This window comes from Chryseobacterium bernardetii, from assembly GCF_003815975.1.
GTDB classification, from domain to species: Bacteria; Bacteroidota; Bacteroidia; order Flavobacteriales; family Weeksellaceae; genus Chryseobacterium; species Chryseobacterium bernardetii.
On the sequence record NZ_CP033932.1, the window covers coordinates 3,965,507 to 3,985,708 of the forward strand.

At 37.7% G+C, this 20,202-nt stretch carries 16 protein-coding genes; 6 read left to right on the forward strand and 10 right to left on the reverse strand.

The window, feature by feature from the left end:
- Positions 1-7 precede the first annotated feature (7 nt).
- The 3 genes from EG339_RS18020 to EG339_RS18030 all read left to right on the forward strand — a co-directional run bounded on the left by EG339_RS18020 (position 8) and on the right by EG339_RS18030 (position 4,465).
- Positions 8-1,159 (forward strand): efflux RND transporter periplasmic adaptor subunit, encoded by a 1,152-nt coding sequence (locus tag EG339_RS18020; protein ID WP_123871310.1) that lies wholly within the window; start codon positions 8-10, stop codon positions 1,157-1,159.
- Between the two features lie 314 nt (positions 1,160-1,473).
- Positions 1,474-3,282: a hypothetical protein gene (locus tag EG339_RS18025; protein WP_123871311.1), complete on the forward strand. Its 1,809-nt coding sequence runs from the start codon at positions 1,474-1,476 to the stop codon at positions 3,280-3,282.
- Between the two features lie 238 nt (positions 3,283-3,520).
- Positions 3,521-4,465, forward strand: coding sequence for an aldo/keto reductase (locus tag EG339_RS18030; protein ID WP_123871312.1), 945 nt, complete (start codon positions 3,521-3,523; stop codon positions 4,463-4,465).
- A gap of 135 nt (positions 4,466-4,600) precedes the next feature.
- On the opposite strand, the gene EG339_RS18035 is transcribed toward EG339_RS18030, so the two are convergent.
- The 3 genes from EG339_RS18035 to EG339_RS18045 form a co-directional block, all read right to left on the reverse strand.
- The gene (locus EG339_RS18035) at positions 4,601-6,448 is read right to left on the reverse strand and encodes a chloride channel protein (RefSeq protein WP_123871313.1); all 1,848 of its coding nucleotides are present in this window, start codon (positions 6,446-6,448) and stop codon (positions 4,601-4,603) included.
- Between the two features lie 230 nt (positions 6,449-6,678).
- A complete protein-coding gene (locus EG339_RS18040; RefSeq protein WP_123871314.1) occupies positions 6,679-7,677 on the reverse strand; it encodes an SDR family oxidoreductase in 999 nt (332 codons plus the stop codon).
- Positions 7,678-7,717: 40 nt separating this feature from the next.
- Positions 7,718-8,992, reverse strand: a complete 1,275-nt coding sequence (locus tag EG339_RS18045) for an NAD(P)/FAD-dependent oxidoreductase (RefSeq protein WP_123871315.1) — start codon at positions 8,990-8,992, stop codon at positions 7,718-7,720.
- Between the two features lie 213 nt (positions 8,993-9,205).
- Between EG339_RS18045 and EG339_RS18050 the strand changes: the two genes are divergently transcribed.
- Positions 9,206-10,195: an aldo/keto reductase gene (locus EG339_RS18050; RefSeq protein WP_123871316.1), complete on the forward strand. Its 990-nt coding sequence runs from the start codon at positions 9,206-9,208 to the stop codon at positions 10,193-10,195.
- 99 nt (positions 10,196-10,294) lie between these two features.
- Here EG339_RS18050 and EG339_RS18055 read toward each other — a convergent pair whose 3' ends face one another.
- From EG339_RS18055 to EG339_RS18065, 3 genes are all read right to left on the reverse strand, one after another.
- Positions 10,295-11,098, reverse strand: coding sequence for an SDR family oxidoreductase (locus tag EG339_RS18055; protein ID WP_123871317.1), 804 nt, complete (start codon positions 11,096-11,098; stop codon positions 10,295-10,297).
- Between the two features lie 10 nt (positions 11,099-11,108).
- Positions 11,109-12,785, reverse strand: coding sequence for an FAD-binding dehydrogenase (locus tag EG339_RS18060; RefSeq protein WP_123871318.1), 1,677 nt, complete (start codon positions 12,783-12,785; stop codon positions 11,109-11,111).
- 133 nt (positions 12,786-12,918) lie between these two features.
- Positions 12,919-14,022, reverse strand: a complete 1,104-nt coding sequence (locus tag EG339_RS18065; protein ID WP_123871319.1) for an SMI1/KNR4 family protein — start codon at positions 14,020-14,022, stop codon at positions 12,919-12,921.
- A gap of 189 nt (positions 14,023-14,211) precedes the next feature.
- On the opposite strand from EG339_RS18065, the gene EG339_RS18070 reads away from it, so the two are divergent.
- Positions 14,212-14,640 carry a rhodanese-like domain-containing protein gene (locus EG339_RS18070; RefSeq protein WP_123871320.1) on the forward strand — a complete coding sequence of 143 codons (429 nt, stop codon included), beginning with the start codon at positions 14,212-14,214 and terminating at the stop codon, positions 14,638-14,640.
- Position 14,641: 1 nt separating this feature from the next.
- Positions 14,642-15,145 carry a TlpA family protein disulfide reductase gene (locus EG339_RS18075; RefSeq protein WP_228459649.1) on the forward strand — a complete coding sequence of 168 codons (504 nt, stop codon included), beginning with the start codon at positions 14,642-14,644 and terminating at the stop codon, positions 15,143-15,145.
- Between the two features lie 454 nt (positions 15,146-15,599).
- Here the strand turns inward: EG339_RS18075 and chrA are convergent, their stop codons facing one another.
- The 4 genes from chrA to EG339_RS18095 form a co-directional block, all read right to left on the reverse strand.
- On the reverse strand, positions 15,600-16,730 hold the full coding sequence (gene chrA / locus EG339_RS18080; RefSeq protein WP_123871322.1) for a chromate efflux transporter: 1,131 nt from the start codon (positions 16,728-16,730) through the stop codon (positions 15,600-15,602).
- A complete protein-coding gene (locus EG339_RS18085; protein ID WP_123871323.1) occupies positions 16,720-17,148 on the reverse strand; it encodes a DoxX family protein in 429 nt (142 codons plus the stop codon). Before EG339_RS18085 ends, chrA begins: the two co-directional genes overlap by 11 nt.
- A 26-nt stretch (positions 17,149-17,174) precedes the next feature.
- On the reverse strand, positions 17,175-17,780 hold the full coding sequence (locus EG339_RS18090) for a DNA-3-methyladenine glycosylase (RefSeq protein ID WP_123871324.1): 606 nt from the start codon (positions 17,778-17,780) through the stop codon (positions 17,175-17,177).
- Between the two features lie 239 nt (positions 17,781-18,019).
- A complete protein-coding gene (locus EG339_RS18095) occupies positions 18,020-20,191 on the reverse strand; it encodes a S9 family peptidase (protein WP_123871325.1) in 2,172 nt (723 codons plus the stop codon).
- Positions 20,192-20,202: the final 11 nt, after the last annotated feature.

The following is a 20,202-nucleotide window of genomic DNA, read 5'->3' on the forward strand; positions in this document are numbered from 1 at the left end:
CAGAATCATGCAATTCAAAATAATATCAATATACAGTCTGGCTTTAATATTGGCTTTATCATCATGCACAGGCAAAAAAGAAGAGGAAAAAACCGTATATGAAAACACAAAATTTGCTAAAGGAACTGAAAATACTGTTCATCTGACGAATCAGCAGATTCAGTCTGTAGGCATTACCACTACATCCATCCAGGACAGAAATATGGAAAAGCTGGTCCGCCTGAATGGAAAAGCAGAGATTGCACCATCCCATATCAGCTCCGTTTCAAGTATTATGGGCGGACATATCAAATCTATCAATGTGATGAATGGAAGTCATTTCACTAAAGGTCAGGTATTAGCTGTAGTAGAAGACCCGCAATTCATCCAGCTTCAGCAGGATTATCTGGTAACCAAAGCACAGCTTGAAGCTGCAAGGCTGAACTTTAACCGTCAGAAAGACCTTAATGCCAGCAAGGCAAGCAGTGATAAAACCCTTCAAACCGCTCAGGCAGATTATTCAACCTTAAATGCCACATTGAGAGGGCTTGAAGAAAAATTACAGATCATTGGCATCAGTGCCAAAAGCTTAAACACAGGAAATATCAGAAGCAGAATTAATGTGTATGCCCCATTCAGTGGTTTTGTAAGTAAGATTATGGTAAATAACGGACAGTATATTAATCCGGCAGATACATTATTTGAATTGATTAATCCGGCAGGGTTACTTTTAGAATTAAAGGTCTTTGAAAATGATATTAATGATATAAAAGTAGGACGGGAAATTCTGGTTTACAATAATCAGAAGCCTGATATAAAGTCCAGTGCCAGAATTGTTAGTGTAGTTCCAAATATTGAAACAGGTGGCTCTGCAACAGCTATTGCTAAACTATCATCTGTTAACTCAGAATTCGTAAAAGGAATGTACGTGAATGCAGAAGTGAATATCAGCAACCGGTATACGCAAGGGCTTCCGAATGATGCCGTAATTTCTTTTGAAAACAAAAATTATGTTTTTGAAGACCTTGGAAAATCAAACTATAAAATGATTCCTGTGGTTACCGGAATTTCAGATGATCAGTTTACAGAAATTCTGAAAGCAGACTTCTTAAAAGATAAAAAGATTGTGCAGAAAGGAGCTTACAGCCTCCTGATGATGTTGAAAAATAAAGCGGAATAATTGCTTATCATTAATAATTTTTAAAGGTTTTGTTTACTGAAGGTAAATAAAACCTTTTTTATTATACAGGGTATAAACTCTCGCGGATCTTGTTGATTTCGCAGACTTTTTTTAGATTGTAAAGTACATGTTAAATTTTCAATTATTTAAAAGTAATCCTACAAATTCAAATAACTCCTATAAATGACTTTTAGCATATTTTTAATATTAAAGATATTATTTAATGCATAATTAATTAAAAAATAATATTTTTAGGCAGTGAATTAGTTGAAAGAATTTTTAGTTGCATTAAGTAAAACTTTTATTGAAACATAATGACAACTAAACCGTTACACAATTTCCATATTCCTGTGATGGGACTGGCTTATACCATAGACAGCCCAATCCGCGTTGCACAATATGGAATTTCTTCTGTGATCTCCATCATTGATGATGAAATCCTGGAAAAAATGAAAAACTTTTACAACCAGAAGTTTAATTTAAATTATTCAGGAATATCAACAAAAACAGAAGATTACAGAGCCAAAAGAATTACTGCTTATCTGGACATGGTAGATGATATCGTGAATGAAAAATTCGAATCTTTCAAACAGGAAATCAGTAAGAATAAAGAGGCTCTGAAAGATTTTGTGGCCATGCTGCCCAACACTTCAGACCTGAAAAACAGTCTTCAGAACATTATTGCTCAAACAGATAACTGGAGTGATGCAATCAAAAACTTCATAGAAACCAACCTGTTACCGGGAAGTATAGATGTCAATATCATGACAAAAGTTGATAAAGACAATTATAAAAAGAATGAACAGCTTCCTGTGATGTATAACGATGCGCATGCTTCACTGCGCGGGTTTGCAAAAAGTAAACTATCTTCCTCTATGGTACTTTCTGCAGGGATGAATCCTCGTTTATACAGTTATATAGAGGAGTTCGATGATTTTTATCCTGATGAAAACGGATATCTGAAAAAGAAAATCATTCTTAAAGTGAGTGATTTCCGTTCTGCAATGATCCAGGGAAATTATCTGGCTAAAAAAGGATTATGGGTTTCGGAATACAGAATAGAATCCGGATTGAATTGCGGCGGTCATGCATTTGCTACAGAAGGAATGCTATTGGGACCTATCATGGAAGAATTCAGGCAGAAAAAGAACGAGCTGATACAGTCTGCCTATACTTTAATGAACAGTGCATTGGAACAAAAAGGGAAAACAGTTCTGTCCAAACCTCTGGAAATGAAAATTACCGTACAGGGAGGAGTAGGCACCTCTGAAGAGCATGATTTTTTATTAAATACCTATAATGTAGACAGCGTGGGATGGGGATCTCCTTTTTTACTGGTTCCTGAAGCCACTTCCGTAGATACTGAAACCCGGAATCTGCTTCTGAAAGCTAAAGAAAAAGACTTTTATCTAAGCCAGATTTCCCCTTTGGGAGTGCCTTTCAATACCATAAAAGGAACTTCTAATGAGCTGTTGAAGAATCAAAAGGAAGCCAAAGGAAGGTATGGAAGTTCATGTCCAAAAAAGCTACTGGCATTAAGCAAAGAATATTCTCCGGAAGGGATGTGTACAGCCTCCAGAAAATATCAGGATATTAAGCTGAACGAACTTTATACCCAAAAAGAAACACTGTCGACAGAAGAATTTGACAGAAGAAAAGCTGAAATTACAGATAAAGCCTGCCTTTGCGTTGGACTTGTCAATTCTGCCTATATGGAACAGGGAATGGAAATTAAAGGAGAAAAGCAGGGTGTTGTCATCTGCCCGGGGCCGAATATCGCTTTTTTTGACAAGGAAGTTTCTCTTTCGGAAATGGTAAAGCATATTTATGGCAATACCAATATTCTGCCCGATAACAACCGTCCGAATATGTTCATCAACGAGCTGAAAATGTATGTTGATTACCTGAAAAAAGAAATAGCAGCAACAACCCAACAGATTACAAATGCCCAAACAAAGAAATGGAATACCTTCAGAAAAAATATGCTGGAGGGAATAGAGTATTATCAACAGCTTTTTGCTACATCTTCATTCTTCAAACAGGGATTATCAACAATTAATAATCAGTTACAGGAATATAAGCTGATGCTGAACACCATTGAAATTCCTCAAGTTGAAAAGTAATAGATTTTTCTGAAGATTTTGCGAATGTAGCTTCTAATTATCATTCCGTAGGAATCCTAACCGTTATATTCAAATAACAAAGTAAAAGTCCTACGGAATGATAAATAATATGGCTGTTACACATTATGTAAAAGCTATTGGCTTTCCATTTATAATAACTATACATCGTATGGTTATTTTGAATAGCCATACAGTACAATATTCCTTACCTTAGATATCAGTTAGTAAAATTATTTTTATGGAAAAAAGAAAGATTAAAAACACTGATTTGGAAGTAGCTCCTGTTAATTTCGGAGGAAATGTCTTTGGGTGGACACTGGATGAAAAACAGTCATTTGACATACTGGATCAGTTTACACAAGCCGGATTCAACTTTATAGATACAGCAGACACTTATTCATGGTGGGTAAATGGAAAAGGAGGCCAGTCTGAAGAGATCATAGGAAAATGGATGAAAAGCCGCAATAACCGTAAGGATATTGTTCTGGCAACCAAAGTAGGTTCCGAAACCAAAGAGCATGGCTATGATATCAGCAAAAAGCATATCCTGAAATCAGTAGATGAATCGCTGCAAAGGCTTCAGACCGATCATATTGATCTTTATTATACCCATTTTGATGATAATATAACCCCGGTAGAGGAAACATTATCAGCGTATGACGAAATCATTAAAGCCGGAAAAGTACGTTATATTGCAGCATCCAATCTTTCTCCTGAACGCTTAAAAGCATCTTTTGAAGCTTCTGAAAAGAATAACCTTCCTAAATATGTTGCCTTACAGCCTCATTATAACTTATTGGAAAGAGAAGGTTTTGAAAAAAACTATGCTCCTTTGGCAGAACAGTTTAACCTGAGTGTATTTCCCTACTGGTCACTGGCTGCAGGATTCTTAACAGGAAAATACCGTGATGAAGCAGATTTAGCTAAAAGTGCAAGAGGAGAAGGCGTAAGAAAATATTTAAATCCGAAGGGACTGGAAGTTCTAAAAGCATTAGATCAGGTGAGTGCAAAACATCACAGCAATCAGGGAACAGTAGCTTTAGCTTGGTTATTGTCCAATCCGTTGGTTACGGCTCCTATTGTAAGTGCTACAAGTTCTTCACAGCTTGAAACACTTTTCAACGCACCGAAGCTTATTTTAGATCAGGAAGATATTGATTTGCTCAATAAAGTAAGTCATTAATTTCAACCCTTTATCAAATAAAACAAATCCGTTCAATACTAATTTGAACGGATTTGTTTTTTTAACACTTAAGTTATTTTAAGTTACTATTAAACTGTTTGATTACAATTTTAGATTTTACGGAATGGTTATTATTTAATCCGAATATTCCTTCAGTAACTGTCTATAGCTCATCAGAATAGAAGATTTGGAAATAAATCCTATAAAACCGTTTTTCTCATTCACCACCGGAAGATTCCATACCCCCGTATCATCAAAGGTCTGGAGGATATCTAACGGCTTATTTTCCGGATGAAGTACTGCCGGCGGAGCCTTCATAATCTGAACTACCGCCTGAGAAGCATCAATTTCTTTGTTAAAAAGATAAGGCCTTATATCATCAAGCGTCAGAACCCCTTTTAATGTTCTGGAATCATCCACTACCGCAAAAATATTCTTATCTCCGCTCTTTACCATTTCGAAAAGATCTGTAATAGAGGCATTTTCCTGAATCGTCTGTGAATATTTATCGATAAAATCATCTGTTCTTAAAGCAAAAAGAAGGTTTTTATCGTGCTTATTGGTAAAAATCTTTCCTTCATCGGCAAGAGATTTCAGTTCCGGAGAGATTGGAGAGAACCATTTGGCAATAAGATAAGATATAATGGAAACAATCATCAGCGGAATAAAAAGATCATAACCAAAACTGGATTCCGCAATCAGGAATATGGCGGTAAGCGGCGCATACATAACACCACTCATAGCTCCGGCCATTCCTACCAATACAAGATTTGTTACCGGAACATCCGTAAATCCTATGTGCTGGCATACCAGGGCAAAAAGATATCCTAAAGTTCCGCCTGCAAAAAGGGAAGGAGCAAAATTTCCTCCATTCCCGCCACTGAATATGGTGAAAGATGTGGCAAAAGCTTTTAATAACAGGACAAGCACTAAAAATATGATAATCGTCCACTCTCCAATTTCAAAATATCTGAAAAGACTGTTTTCAATAATGGAATGGGTATTTCCGTTAGTAAAAGCTTTCACGGTATCATATCCCTCTCCGAATAAAGGTGGAAACAATACACAAAGCAGGGAAAGTACCGCCCCTCCGAACATGGCTTTACGCATTTTAGAAAGCTGAAGTCCTTTTATAAAATGTTCTACTTTTTGCGAAATAATAACGAAATATCTGGCATATAAACCAGTTACAATTCCAAGAATAAGATAGTACGGTACATTTTTATAATTAAAGGCTTCTCTGGTATAAAACCTGAAAAGGACATCTTCCTGAAGCAGAATTCTGGATAAAAGACTCCCGCAGACTGCTGCAACCACTAATGGAATAAAATCGGTAAAAACCACTCCGGTCAGCAGGATTTCAAAAGCAAACATAATCCCGGCAATAGGAGCATTGAAAGCAGAGGCAATTCCCGCAGTAGCTCCTGCAGCAAGCAATAACGTACGTTCTTTATAATTCAGTCTGTAAGTCTGCGCATAATTTGATCCTATGGCTGCACCCGTAACTGCAATAGGACTTTCCAGTCCGGCAGATCCTCCCAGCCCGACAGTAACTGCGCTCTGGATTACCTGGGAATACATTTTAACCGAGGCTACAATACTCGAATTCTGGGCAATTTCGTAGAGGATAGCACCGATTCCTTTTCTGTCCTGTCCTTTAAATAGCGTCAAAACGATCAAAGTAGTAAGAACAATTCCTAAAAATGGGAAAACAATATAGAAAAGAATCTGATATTCAAAGTGAACTTTATTGGTGATGAAATAGTGGATGTTATGCACCAGTGTTTTCAGGATTACCCCGGCCAATCCTGCAGTACAGCCTACAAGAATTCCGGAAAGCACAAGAAACTGATTCCGGCTTAATCTGTTATTCAGCCAGTGCAGAATAAGCTCATAGCTACGGGCTTTTTCCAGTCCGTATTTCTGGAAATCTCTTTTAAATTTTAGAAAGCTTAGGTACTTTTTTTTGTTGTGAATTTTCACCTGGGAAGAATTTTAATGCGGGTCTCAATTTGAAACAGCTCTGTAAATTTATGAAATATCTGATAAAAATTTTCCCAAAAGATATTTTAAAAGTTTTCCAGGGACAACAAAATAGAATATATGACTGATCTTATACTTAATCCGTTTTACTTCAGACAGCATTTAAAATCATAAAAAAACAGCTACAATTCTGACAAGATTCAACATTGTAGCTGGTCTATTTTTTTAAATTAAGCTTCATTAACCCTTTTAGAAATTCCCGAAAACAGAAATTTGACAGTAACAATGCCTAAAATTCCGGCGGCAGTCCATATCAGGGGCTTAGCAGAAACAGAAAATAACGATTTTCCGTCAATTCCCATATTTCCTTTTGAAGGTTCCAGTACATTTCCCCCCGAACGCTGATCTTTATTCGCTTTTTTCATTACCATCCGCATTACTGCTGAAGAAACATATCTGATTAATCCCGGAGACATTTCATATAAACCTTTAAAAACTATGGAAGACCAATCCGGATAAGATGCTTCCTGAGGATTCTTTGCTGTTTTTACAATAGAAGCAGCCAACTTTCTGGGATCAAATGATGGAGGAGGTGTACTGAGTTTTATGCCTGAATAATTGGCAGCATGTTCAATTCCTGAGGATTTCTGAAATCCCGGATACAACGCACAGATATGAATATCCGGAAAATCAGAAACTTCGCCCTGCAGGGTTTCAGTCATTCCCCTGATGCCATATTTTGAAGCGGTATAAGCCGTTCCGTAAGGGGCCGGCATCCATCCGCCAATTGAAATATTATTGAGCAATACTCCTTTTTTCTGGCGTTTGAAAACCGGTAATACTGCATGCGCCGAATGCATATACCCCAAAAGATTGGTCTTAATAATCTGATCGGTAACATCCACCGGGATCTCTTCGAATTTTCCAAATGCCAGAACACCTGCATTATTCACCCAATAATCAATTTTGCCACTGAACTGAAGCGCTTCATTCACAAGATGAGCCACTTCTTCTGCTACAGAAACATCAGTAGGAACAGCAAGAACGGCTACTCCCAGGCTTCTGCATATTTCAGCAGTTTCTTTCAGAGCTTCTTCATTACGGGCGGCCAAAACAAGATCGGCACCCTGTTCAGCAAAAGCTTCTGCTGTGGCTTTACCAATCCCGCTTGAGGCTCCGGTAATAACAACTGTTTCTCCGAAAAACGGAGGTTTTCTACGATTTTTCATATCAATGGGTTTAAGTGTTAGTAATCTTCTTCAACTGAATTCAGGAAGATCCGTTTTCAGTATTTCTTTTCGGATAAAGAATCAGTCTGATGGAAGGATTATTGGTAATAAATAAACGGAACCAGTCAAAAGCAAGCTGAAGTTTATTCTTAAAACCGATCAGAGGGATAATATGAATAAAAAGCCAGGTAAGCCAAGCTAAAAATCCATTAAAAGAATGCTTGGGAAGATCCACTACTGCATTGTATTTAGAGATAATTGCCATGCTTCCTTTGTCATGATACTGAAAAGGTTCCAACACCTTCTCATCCTCAATCCGTTTAAAATTGGCAGCCAGATTTTTTCCCTGCTGAATAGCTACCTGAGCGAGCTGGGGATGCCCATTAGGATATTTTTTCTCAGAAAGCATCAGACATAGATCTCCCAGGGCATATATATTGTCGGTTTCCTCTACTTTATTATAGGCATCTACAAGGATTCTTCTTCCTTTGCCAATGCTTTTTTCAGGTAGGCCCGGAACCTCACGGCCTATTACACCGGAAGTCCAGATCAGGGTTTCTGTTTCAATAGCTCTGCCGTCGCTTAAGATAACTTTACAATCTACATAATCTTTTACAGATACGTTCAGGATGATCTTAACTCCTAATTCTCTGAGGGTTTCATACGCTGTTTTTTTAGCCATATCGCTCATAGGAGAAAGGAGGGTAGGAAGAGCATCCACCAGATATAGGTTGGAAAGCCCTAATTTAATTTCCGGATATTCTTTTTGAGCAATATATTTCCCCATTTCCGCCAACATTCCCGCCAGTTCCACTCCTGTAGGGCCACCCCCTGCAATAACAATGTTCTGAAGCTTTTCGGCCTGTTTTATATCTTTATTGCGGGCTGCTTCTTCAAGGGTTAACAGGATATGATTTCTCAGGTAAAGAGCTTCTTCTATAGTCTTCATCGGAAGAGCATGTTTTCTTACATTTTCCATTCCGAAGAAATTGGATTCTGTACCCAAAGCCAATACCAGATAATCATAGCTGAGAATTCCGGTATCCGTTTCTATGGTTTTATCCTCAGCATTGATCTTCAGCAGGCTTCCCATATGAAAATTGACATGTTTATTACTGGAAAACAGTTTCCGGAAAGGATAGCTGATGTTGGAAGCTTCAATGAAAGAAGTGGCTACCTGATAGATCAATGGCGGAAAAAAGTGATAATTGTTTTTATCTACCAGGGTAATTCTGAAGCGGCTGTCGTTTCTGAGGGATTTGATAAGGTTAATACCCGCAAATCCTCCTCCTACGATTAGAATGTGCTTTTTCATATGAAGTGATATTGAAATGGTGTAGCCTAAATCATTCAATTACAAGACCAAAAGGAGGCAATTACAAATATTTAACATAATATTAAACCCTCTTATCTTATTTTTCAGAGCCTGTTTAACTGCCTGAAAAAGCACACAATACTATTACCGCCTTTTCTTTTTAGGTCTGCATGATGTTTGCAGCGTATATAAAACACCATAAAATTTATCAATATGAAAACGCTGCTTTTAACAGAAAAACACAGATTAGGAATAGGAGGGGTTGCTATAGGAACTGCTTTTGAGAACATTACGGATGAAGAAGCCCATAACATTCTTCAAACAGCCTGGAACTCCGGAATAAGATATTATGATACTTCCCCGTGGTATGGCCTTACCAAAAGCGAAAGAAGATTCGGTGATTTTCTTAAAGATAAAGATCACGATGAATTTATATTTTCAACAAAAGTAGGAAGACTCTTCCGGCAGGTTCCTGAATCTGAAGTACCGCCTACAATGTGGAAAAATCCTCTGAACTATGATTTCGAGCACAATTATACAGCAGATGCTGTAAAACGATCTATTGACGAAAGTCTCCAAAGAACGGGTCTGGATCATATTGACATCGTCTATATTCATGATCTGTCTGAAGACCAGGTAGGCGACCGCTATCCTTATTTCCTGAAACAGGCTAGGGAAGGAGCATTTAAAGTGCTTTCAGAACTTCGGAATGAAGGGGTTATCAAAGCCTGGGGAATGGGTGTCAACAAAATTGAACCTATTCTGGACTGTATTGAATCTGCAGACCCTGACATTTGCCTCTCTGCCACACAATATTCTATATTGGAACATGAAGATGCTGTAGACAGACTTCTTCCTGCTGTTAAAAAAGCAGGAGTGCAATTGGTTTCTGGAGCAGGATATAATTCAGGGTATGTTACGGGAAAAGAGCGGTATAATTATAAGGATGTGATTCCGAAAGGAATGGAACAAAAAAGGGCAAGAATTATGGCTATTGCAGAGAAATATAAGATCAATATTGTAGATGCTGCCCTTCATTTTGTATTGGCATCTGAAGAATTTGTGTCTATCATTCCGGGCGCCAGTAAGCCTGAACAGGTGCAGAATAACGTACAGGCACTTCACGCTCAGATCCCTCTGGGTTTTTGGCAGGAACTGAAAGCTGAAGGTCTGATCTATGAAAAAGCAGAGGTCCCTCAGTAATGGTATACATCAAATTAATATTCATAAAAACCACACTTCCCGTGTGGTTTTTATAGTATTACCAACAGCTTATTTATTTTATTCTTTATAGAAATCCTTTCAGACTACTTTTGCCTTCCTGATTACTTTTGCCAGCAGGGCAGGGAAGAACCTTTTCAGATAAACGCCCAATACTTCTTTGCCGCCAATGACTTTCTGGTTTTTCTTTTTTTCGATAGCGTTCAGCATTTTTTTAGCAAAAATATCTACAGGCATTCCTTTCATTGTAGCATCATCCATCGTTCCCTGAGATGAACCGTCACCGGTTACCGCATGAATGGAAATATCGGTTTGTATAAATCCGGGACAAATAATGGTTATCAAAATATTTTGAGCGTACAATTCTGCACGCAGAGCATCAAAGAACCCATGAAGAGCATGCTTTGCCGCAGCATAGCCACTACGCATGGGCGCTCCGAATATCCCCATAAGACTTGAGACTACCGCAATATGACCTCCTTTATTTTGAATCATATAAGGGATAACAGCTTTGGTTAGTGCCACTGTTCCTATAAAATCAACATCCATTAAACGCTTGTCTACTTCTATATCTGTTTCTATGGCAAGAGAGCGCTGGGATAATCCTGCATTATTGATGAGAATATCTATTTTTCCAAAGGCAGCTACGGCTTTAGCTGCTATCTCAGGCATTTCTTTATAATTTTTCAGATCCAAAGGAATTACAGCATACCGGCTAACTGTAAGTCCGGCACTTTCTGCCACTTCATAAAGCTGCTGTCCGTTTCTGGACGAAAGAATAACTTTTGCATTGCTTTTTTGAACCAATTCTTTTACCAGGGCTTCCCCAATTCCTGATGATGCTCCTGTAATCCAGATCACCTTATCGTTATAATAATTGCTCATTATGGCTATTTTAAATTGAATGATCTTTATTTAATCCTGCAATATATTTTCCGGCTTTCATTCCTGAGAAAATACACCCGCCGAGGAATGTTCCCTCCAGCGCTCTGTAGCCATGCATTCCGCCACCGCCAAAACCTGCCGCTTCCCCTGCAGCATAGAGTCCTTCAATAATACTATCGTCTTCTCTTAACACCTGTCCGTTCAGATTGGTTTTTATACCGCCCAGTGTTTTCCGGGTTAGAATATTCAGCTTTACAGCAATTAAAGGCCCGTTTTCAGGAGAAAGGATTTTATGGGGAGCAGCCACTCTTCCCAATTTGTCTCCTAAATAACTTCTGGTACTTCTGATATAATTCACCTGTGTGTCTTTTGAAAATTTATTATCAAGTTCTCTGTCTCTGGCTTCAATCTGAGATCTTATTTTTTCATAGTTCAGAAGGTGATCTCCAGACAGCAGATTCATTTTATCCACCAGATCTTTAAGATTATCCGCAACAATGAAATCTTTGCCATGTTCTTTAAAAGCTTCTACAGGACCGGGTGCCTTTTTTCCAAAAATACGTTTAAGAAAAAGGGCATAGTCTTTATTCGTAATATCAGGATTCTGCTCTGAGCCTGAAAGTGCAAATTCCTTTTTGATAATTTTTTGTGTCAGAATAAACCACGAATAAGAATAACCTGTATCCTGAATATATTTCAAAGTTCCCAGTGTATCAAATCCAGGAAGGAAAGGAGCAGGTAAACGTTTTCCTTTGGCATCAAACCAAAGCGGGGAAGGTCCCGGCAATATCCTTATCCCATGATTAGGCCAGATGGGATTCCAGTTTTGTAAACCTTCCGTATAATGCCACATTCTGTCGCGATTAATAATATTCGCACCTGCATCTTCGGCAATACTGATCATTTTACCATCTACATAAGCCGGAACTCCGCAAACCATACTTTCCGGAGGTTTTCCTAATCTTTCAGGCCAGTTTTTCCTTACCAACTCGTGATTAGCCCCAATTCCTCCTGAAGCAATGATGATATGAGGAGCGGAATATTCAAATTGAGAAATGATATTTCTATTGGTAGCAGCACCTCTTTCCTGAGTATCATTTTCCAGAATGTCACCTTTTAAACCGGTTATTTTTCCTTTGTCTACAATCAGTTCTGTAACTCTGTGCCGGAACTTCATTTGCAATAATCCTTTCTCTTTTGCCTGATATGCTTTTTCCACAAATGGCTTCACCACACCTGTTCCGGTTCCCCAGCTTACATGAAAACGGGGAACAGAGTTTCCATGTCCGCTAGCTGATCCGTCACCACGTTCTGCCCAACCTACCATAAACATCAGCTTAATCCCAAGCCTGGAAATATATTTGTATTTTTCTCCTGCTGCAAACTTTAAATAAGCTTCGGCCCATTTGCGGGGCCAGTAATCTTCTTCACGGTCAAAGCCTGCTGTCCCTTTCCAGTCCTGTAAGGCCAGCTCATAAGAATCCTTGATTCCCATCCTTCGTTGTTGAGGAGAATTGATAAGGAAGAGTCCACCAAAGGACCAGAAAGCCTGTCCACCAATATTTTGCTCAGTTTCCTGGTCCAGTAAAAGTACTTTTTTCCCGGCATTGGTGATTTCCATAGCTGCAGTAAGCCCTGCCAATCCGGTTCCTATGATAATGGCATCTGGTTGGAATGTTTCTTCCATGATAAAGGTGTTTTTTGATTTACAATACTTGATATAAATGTATAAATTATTTGTACTTCAATGAATAAAACACTTTCAAAAATAAAAATAAATTATAATAATACCCGGAAACCTGTAAAACTGGTGAGTAATTTCAGCCCAAAGCCTCAAATTCAACCTTTGCGCCAAGTTCTTCCAATTGCTTACGGTCATATTCAAGCCACATGCTGTAACCGGTTCTGAACAATATTTTAGGTTTTTTACTGATTTCAAGAGCTTCTGTTCCGGAGAGACTAAACTTTTTCTTCAATAATGCAATAACCTTCATTTTGTTGGGGCCGATATCTGTAATGTATAAACTGACTTCGGGGCCTAATTCATAATTATTTACAGGTTCCGGTTCTCCTTCTTCTTCCTCTGCAATATTTGCATATACTTCCTTCCATAAAGAGGTTTCAAGATCTATATTTTTATCAAAATATTCAATTAATTCAGCTTTATTCCATCTTATATCCTGAATATCCTGCAGTATTTTCTGAAATATACTTAAACTTTCAGCTATTTTTAGAGGCGTCCATTTTCCCTGCCCGTGATAGGCAAAATAAACAGGAAAATCATTTTCATCTTCATTCAGATCAATAAAAAAAGGGTCTGCAAAATAATTAGAAGCTAAAACAATCCAGCCTGGTTTCATTTCTCCCGGAGCATCACTTGTCAGAATTTTATTCTCTGCAGAATTATAGTGGTATCCATCCTGAAAGTAATAAATATACTCTGGAGAGGCATAATTTTCCGGTAATCCAAGCCCCGGAATACTTATAGATGCCTTTAAAAACTCAATAATGGCAGGAAATGAAGATATTTTTTGAAACCATGAAGTGTTTTCCTGTTCTCTTTCCTCAATTCCTATAGGTGAGATTGTATTTCCTTTTCTTTCAAAAGGAAATTTTATCTGCATCCAGTGCATCAGATCCCGGTCTAAAATCTCTAAGTTTTCTTTCTGCAATACACCGTATGAGCTCAGATACACTTTTGTATCCCTATTATTTTTTGAAATAACAGCCACCTGTCCGCCAGAATCATCTGCAACCGGAATATAATCCGGAAGAAAGTCTTCAAACTCATAGGTATCATAACGCTCCCTAATTTCTTCTTCAGTACGGAATACATGCACTATATCATAAACAATTTCTTCATTATATTTTTTAATAAAAACATTTATAAAGTCTGACCAATGACCGGGAAGATTGATTTTCATAGTATGAAAGGATACTTTAAATTATTGAAACGACTGTCAATTATGAAGTATGATTTGTTTCCGCGGCTAAAATACAAAAGAGGATTCATTTGAAGTCCTATCTTTGCTAAAATCATATCACGATGGAAGAATTTAAATCTTCCACCTTTAAAATTAAGCAAATCATTTATATTTGTGAAAAATAGAAGTATGAAGTATTTGTTTATCATGGTGTGCTTTGTCTGCTCCATTTTCAGTCAGGCACAGCAAACACAGAATCCATGGAAGGACAGCCAGCTGATGGATCCTACATTATTAGCCTCAAGAATTGTAAAGCAAAAAACCAAGGATTTACTGATTATTTCAGTAGGACCTGAGGCAATCATCAAAGGATCTGTAGACATAGGCCCAACCCATGAGCCTGAAAATCTGGAAAAATTAAGAAATTATCTTAAAAATATTCCTAAAAATAAGAAAATTGTAATCTACTGCGGATGCTGTCCTTTTGTAAAATGCCCGAATATCCGTCCGGCATTTAATCTATTGATGGAAATGGGATTCAGAAATGCCAAACTTTTAAACCTTCCTAAAAATATAAAAACAGATTGGCTGGACAAGGATTATCCAACAAATGATTAATATGAAAACGAATTTTACCATATTGTTTTTAATCCTTTTCTCAGGATTTACATTCGCTCAAAATAAGATTGAAACAGGAAAGAAGGCTCCTGAAATAACAATGTCTAAACCGGATGGAACACCGTTTTCCCTTTCAAGCTTAAAAGGGAAATTGGTTCTTATTGACTTTTGGGCTACATGGTGTGCTCCTTGTGTAGGAGAACAGCCTGAATTGAAAAAACTGTATGATGCCTACTCAGAACAGGTGAAAGCCAATCAATTTGAAATTGTAGGAGTTTCTTTGGATAAAAACAAAGAAAGCTGGCAGAAAGCTATAGAACGGTTTAATATCAACTGGATACAGGTCAGTGATTTAAAATTCTGGAAAAGCCCTGTTGCTAAAGCATATGAGATAGATGAGCTTCCTTTTAACGTCATCATTAACGGAGAAGGGACAATCATTGCTAAAAACCTTCATGAAAAGGAGCTGGAAGAGTTTCTAAGAAAGAATCTAAGCAAGCATTAATCTCAAAAAGAATAATTATACAAAAGAGTGGTCAGGATGGCCACTCTTTTTACATTAAACTGTTATTTGTGTATTAGAATCGGGGCCGATATAACTTTTCATCATTACCGGAAGGACATTGGAGGGAACAATGAGAACTCCCGATTAAGTATAAGTTTTTTTAAGCCAGCTTTTATTAAATTCTTTAATTAATGCCGTAAAAATAAGAATTAAATCTATAAAAAATCACATTTAAGGGAATAATTTAAATGTTAAATTTTCAATTTCTTTTAATAACAATTAATTAATAAAAGGGTATAGGTAAAAAAGATATGGTACATCCCTAATAAAGTGAGATTTAGGCACTTTTACTTTAAAAAAAATATATAAAAAGAATGTGAAAAGAACTATTGTGGAAACAATTACTTCAATATTACTTTTCCGCGATGTTAACACAGAATTTCATATTTAAACCCTAAAATTGAAATAGGATAAAACCCAACAATGCACCACCTGCAACAACAATTGCACTATTGATTTTTTTATATTTAAAAACCATAATACCACTTAGAATTGCTATTACAATAGCCCGCCAATCAGTAATAGCTTCTTTACCCATTGTCAAACAAACAGATACTATAATTGCTACCGATGCTACATTTACAGCATCTAGAAATACTGATAATCCTTTTGAATTGCGCATTTTTTTAACTAACGGATTTAAAAGTGCTACAAATACAAAAGAAGGAAGAAATATTGCTATTGTTGAAACAATTGCCCCCGACAGGCCGTTAATCTGATAACCTATAAAAGTAACTGATGAGAAAACGGGTCCTGGAGTGAACTGTCCAATTGCAATTGCATCTATAAGCTGCGTCCTCGAAAGCAAACCGGTTTGTACCAATTCAGTATCTAAAAATGCAAAAAGTACGTAGCCGCTTCCATAAAGTATTGCACCAATTTTTAAAAAAGTCAGAAATAATTCAACATCTGTAGTGTTCCGGAAAGATACTTGTGAAATTTTGATATAAGCAAAAGGTATAAAACTTTGCAAAGTATCAGCACGGCTGTTTTTAAAAAAATACAAAATATAAGCTAAAGAACCTGCTCCAAACATTAAATATATTTCGCTAATACCGAATAAAGAAGCAAGCAACACTACAAGCCCTATTGCACATAAAAATATTGATTTTACCGATTTTTTTGCCAATGGATATACTGCTCCAATAATAACGGATATAATGGCTGGTTTTATCCCATAAATAAAAGGCTGTATTTCAGGGATTTTTCCATAATTACGATATAAAACAGCTAATATTCCAGTAATAAAAACTGCAGGGAGAATAAAGCATAAGCCTGCTATTATCAGTCCTTTCCATCCCCCTTTATCATAGCCGATGTGAATGGCCATTTCTGTGCTGTTAGGGCCAGGAATAAGATTAGTAGCCCCAATCAGATCCAGAAAATGTTGTTCACTGATCCATTTTCTTTTCACAACAACTTCCTGTTGCATCATAGCAATATGAGCAGCAGGCCCTCCAAAGGCCGTAAATCCCAATTTCAGAAAAAGTTGGGCCAGTTCTTTCAGGCTACAATTATTCTCCACTGTCTGTTATATATTTATCAACTGAATAATTACCACCTCCAAAATAAAGAAGCATAATTAATAATAAGGTCATGGCAAAATCAGTACGGTATTCATGAGCAAAGCTCCAGAATCCTTTTTCACTAAGGATTGGGATTTTAGTAGTAATAAATGCTACAGCCATAATAATCAGCAAAAATACAGAGGCCAGTCTGGATAACAAACCGATTAATAATAAAACCCCACATATAATTTCTACCAGCCCCACCAACGCAGCCCAAAATTCAGGATTCTGAAAACCTATTTTAGCAAACCGACCCGGACCAACTGTTTCAGGGGTAACAAATTTCTGTATTCCTTCTGAAAGGAAAATTAAGCCAATTATCATTCTTGGAATTATCAATGGCAGCGGGTGTGTTTTGATAATATTCTTTTTCATTTTATAACATGAATTAAGGCCTTAATTTATATTTTGCTGGGTTTGCTTACATATGGATTGCCCTTTACAAAAAAACGCCAGGGTAACAGAGCATCTTCTTCTGCATAGGCAACACCTATACGGGGGGCCGTAACAATTTCATCAGAAGCATACCGGATTCCATGATCCTCAATCCAGATTTCATTTCCATTCAGGTCCTTTTTATTAAAGGAGCGGTCAATTCCCAATGCTTTAGCAGCAGATCCGGGACCGGAGGAAATCGCAGCTCTGGAAGCCGGCATATTTCTTCTGAGCTCCATAATTTCTTTCCCGATTAATGGTTCAACGGCTCTCACCAGAACAGCATGCGGATCATCTTCCACAGAAGTCACTACATTGAAAAGATGATGAATTCCATAACATAAATACACATAGGAAACCCCGCCATGGTTGTATAATGTTTCAGTTCTGTGGGTTCTCCGCCCGCCATAGGCATGAGAAGCTTTATCTTTCACACCAAAATAAGCTTCTGTTTCTACAATAATCCCGGCTGTTATTGCACCATCAATATCCGTAAAAAGCACTTTTCCAAGAAGATCCTGAGCCAGAAAAAGAACATCTTGGTTGGAGTAATAGGAGTGTGGTAATTTCAAATGGATGGTTTTTAATAGTTCTCACTCAAAATTAGTGATAATTTTGTTAAATGAGAGGGGGAAAGCCGGGAGAAGGAAGTTATTATTGGCATATAAAAAAGTTCTGGAGAATATTTTAACCTCTTAAACATTTATGAAAAGGAGATCATCTCACTACCAACCTCAGATACTTCCATCTTCCAGCTCCCAGCCCCAACCCCAACAAAAAAAGCCCCACATTCCTGTGAGACTTTTTATCATTATCTTCCTCCAGGAGGACAATGTTCTTTTAGGTATTTCGTAAACATTGTTGCCAAGTGGAGTGATGTACCTTCTCCTTCACTGATAGAGTGCGTTCTGTTAGGATATGACATCAGCTGAAACTGTTTGTTGTATTTTACAAGCTCATTAATATAAACTTCCGTATTCTGGTAATGTACATTGTCATCACCGGTTCCGTGAACCAATAGAAGGTTTCCTTTCAGGTTTTTAGCATAAGCCAATGGGGAACCGTTAACAAAATCTTCCCTGTTTTCCTGTGGAAGTCCCATATAACGTTCCTGATAAATATTGTCGTAGAACAATTGATTGGCTACAGGCGCAATCGCAATTCCCGTCTGGTAAATATCAGGGTATTGTCCCAGAAGATTTAATGTAGATGAGCCGCCACCGCTCCAACCCCATACAGCCACTCTGGAAGTATCTGCATAAGGCCATCTTGCAAATAACGCTTTAGCCCCCATCGCCTGGTCGCGAATATTGAGCTGTCCTATTTTACGGTAAATGGACTTTCTCCATTCACGTCCTTTGGGAGCAGGCGTTCCCCGGTTTTCAAGGGAGACATACAGGTAACCATCCTGAGCCATATCCCCAATGTACAAACCATTCTTTCCTGTATAGAAATTATCGGTTACTGTCTGTGAGCCCGGTTCGCCATACACCATGAAAACAATCGGGTATTTTTTATTAGGATCAAAATCCTTAGGTTTTACAACCCACCCGTCCAGTGCAACACCATCCTGTGTTGTGATCTGGAAAAATTCTGTTTTAGAGCTTGCAGGATCAGCTTTTGAAGCACTTTTGGCGGCAACAAGTTCCTTATGTTCGGGAAGTGACACCACAGCTCCTGCTGAATATGCATTGACGCTACTATTGTTAAATATCGCGATTTTCCCATTTGGAGATATCATATACTGATTGGATCCCGTGTAGGACTCAGGAGTGAGTCTTTGAGCTTTGCCGCCTTGCATGCTTACTTTGTACAGATATTTCTGAGTGGCATTACCAGGAGAAGCCAAAAAGTAGATCTGCTTGTTCGGAACATCAAAAAACTCCGGTTTTATGACATCAAAAGCATCTTTTGTAAGCAAAGTTTCTTTACCGCTCATATCTATTTTGTAAATATGCCTCCAGCCGTCTTTTTCAGAAAGCCATAAAAATTCTTTACCATTGTTGATCCAGTCCCAACCGCTTGGATCATTATCATTCCATCTTGATTTGATATCAATCCATGCAGCATCTGTCTCCGTATGAATGGTTCTGCTGACTCCTGACTGAGCATTAACCACAATAATTTTACTCTGATTCTGTTTTCTGTTCAGCTGCTGCAGAATAATAGATTTGGAATCCAGTACCCATTCCATTCTGGGAATATAATGCTGTACCTCATCACCTTCGATATCTGCCTTCTTAGTAGACTTTGAGGTAAGATCATAGAACCAGATGCTGCATCCCGAAGGATTTTCACCCACTTTCGGATATTCTACAGGAATGGTAAATGAATATAAACTATCTGTATTGTTAATCATCAGAAAGTTTTTTGTTCCTCGTGCGTCCAGTTTCCAGTAAGCAATTTTACTTCCGTCCGGCGACCATCTGAAACCATCCTGAGTACCGAATTCTTCCTCATAAGCCCAATCAAAGGTACCATTAATCATTCTGTCTGTACCATCATCAGTAATTTTAGCAAGATGATTATTGGAAAGATCTTCAATATAAATGTTATGCTTAGATACATAAGCTACTTTTTTACCATCAGGAGAGAACTTTGCAAACATTAATGAGGATTCTGGTAAGTTTTTTCCAAGCTGGGTAAGTTTCTTGGTATTTTTATCAAAGATCCAGTAATCTCCTCGGGTATTATCCCGCCATACTTTCCTGGTATTTGTGAAAAGCAGCAAACTTTTGCTGTCAGGAGAAACCTGGAAACTCTGTACCTCTAGAGCCGTAGAGCTTCCGGCAGGAATCAATTCATTATTGCTTAAAAAAGCCTGGTCTTTTCCGGGGTTCAGTACATCAATAATTCCAACGCCATTTTTAGTAAATGAATAATAAGCATTGCCATCAGGAGTCCATTGGGTTTTCTGGGCAGCTAATGGCGAAAAACACAGAAAATACAAGGCAATAGCCGTAATTTTTTTAATATTCTTCATAGATGATATCT

Coding starts and splice junctions, on each gene's coding strand:
- EG339_RS18020 (WP_123871310.1), top strand. CDS start 8: ATGCAATTCAAAATAATATCAATATACAGTCTGGCTTTAATATTGGCT.
- EG339_RS18025 (WP_123871311.1), top strand. CDS start 1,474: ATGACAACTAAACCGTTACACAATTTCCATATTCCTGTGATGGGACTG.
- EG339_RS18030 (WP_123871312.1), top strand. CDS start 3,521: ATGGAAAAAAGAAAGATTAAAAACACTGATTTGGAAGTAGCTCCTGTT.
- EG339_RS18040 (WP_123871314.1), bottom strand. CDS start 7,677: ATGAAAAATCGTAGAAAACCTCCGTTTTTCGGAGAAACAGTTGTTATT.
- EG339_RS18045 (WP_123871315.1), bottom strand. CDS start 8,992: ATGAAAAAGCACATTCTAATCGTAGGAGGAGGATTTGCGGGTATTAAC.
- EG339_RS18050 (WP_123871316.1), top strand. CDS start 9,206: ATGAAAACGCTGCTTTTAACAGAAAAACACAGATTAGGAATAGGAGGG.
- EG339_RS18055 (WP_123871317.1), bottom strand. CDS start 11,098: ATGAGCAATTATTATAACGATAAGGTGATCTGGATTACAGGAGCATCA.
- EG339_RS18060 (WP_123871318.1), bottom strand. CDS start 12,785: ATGGAAGAAACATTCCAACCAGATGCCATTATCATAGGAACCGGATTG.
- EG339_RS18065 (WP_123871319.1), bottom strand. CDS start 14,022: ATGAAAATCAATCTTCCCGGTCATTGGTCAGACTTTATAAATGTTTTT.
- EG339_RS18070 (WP_123871320.1), top strand. CDS start 14,212: ATGAAGTATTTGTTTATCATGGTGTGCTTTGTCTGCTCCATTTTCAGT.
- EG339_RS18075 (WP_228459649.1), top strand. CDS start 14,642: ATGAAAACGAATTTTACCATATTGTTTTTAATCCTTTTCTCAGGATTT.
- EG339_RS18085 (WP_123871323.1), bottom strand. CDS start 17,148: ATGAAAAAGAATATTATCAAAACACACCCGCTGCCATTGATAATTCCA.
- EG339_RS18095 (WP_123871325.1), bottom strand. CDS start 20,191: ATGAAGAATATTAAAAAAATTACGGCTATTGCCTTGTATTTTCTGTGT.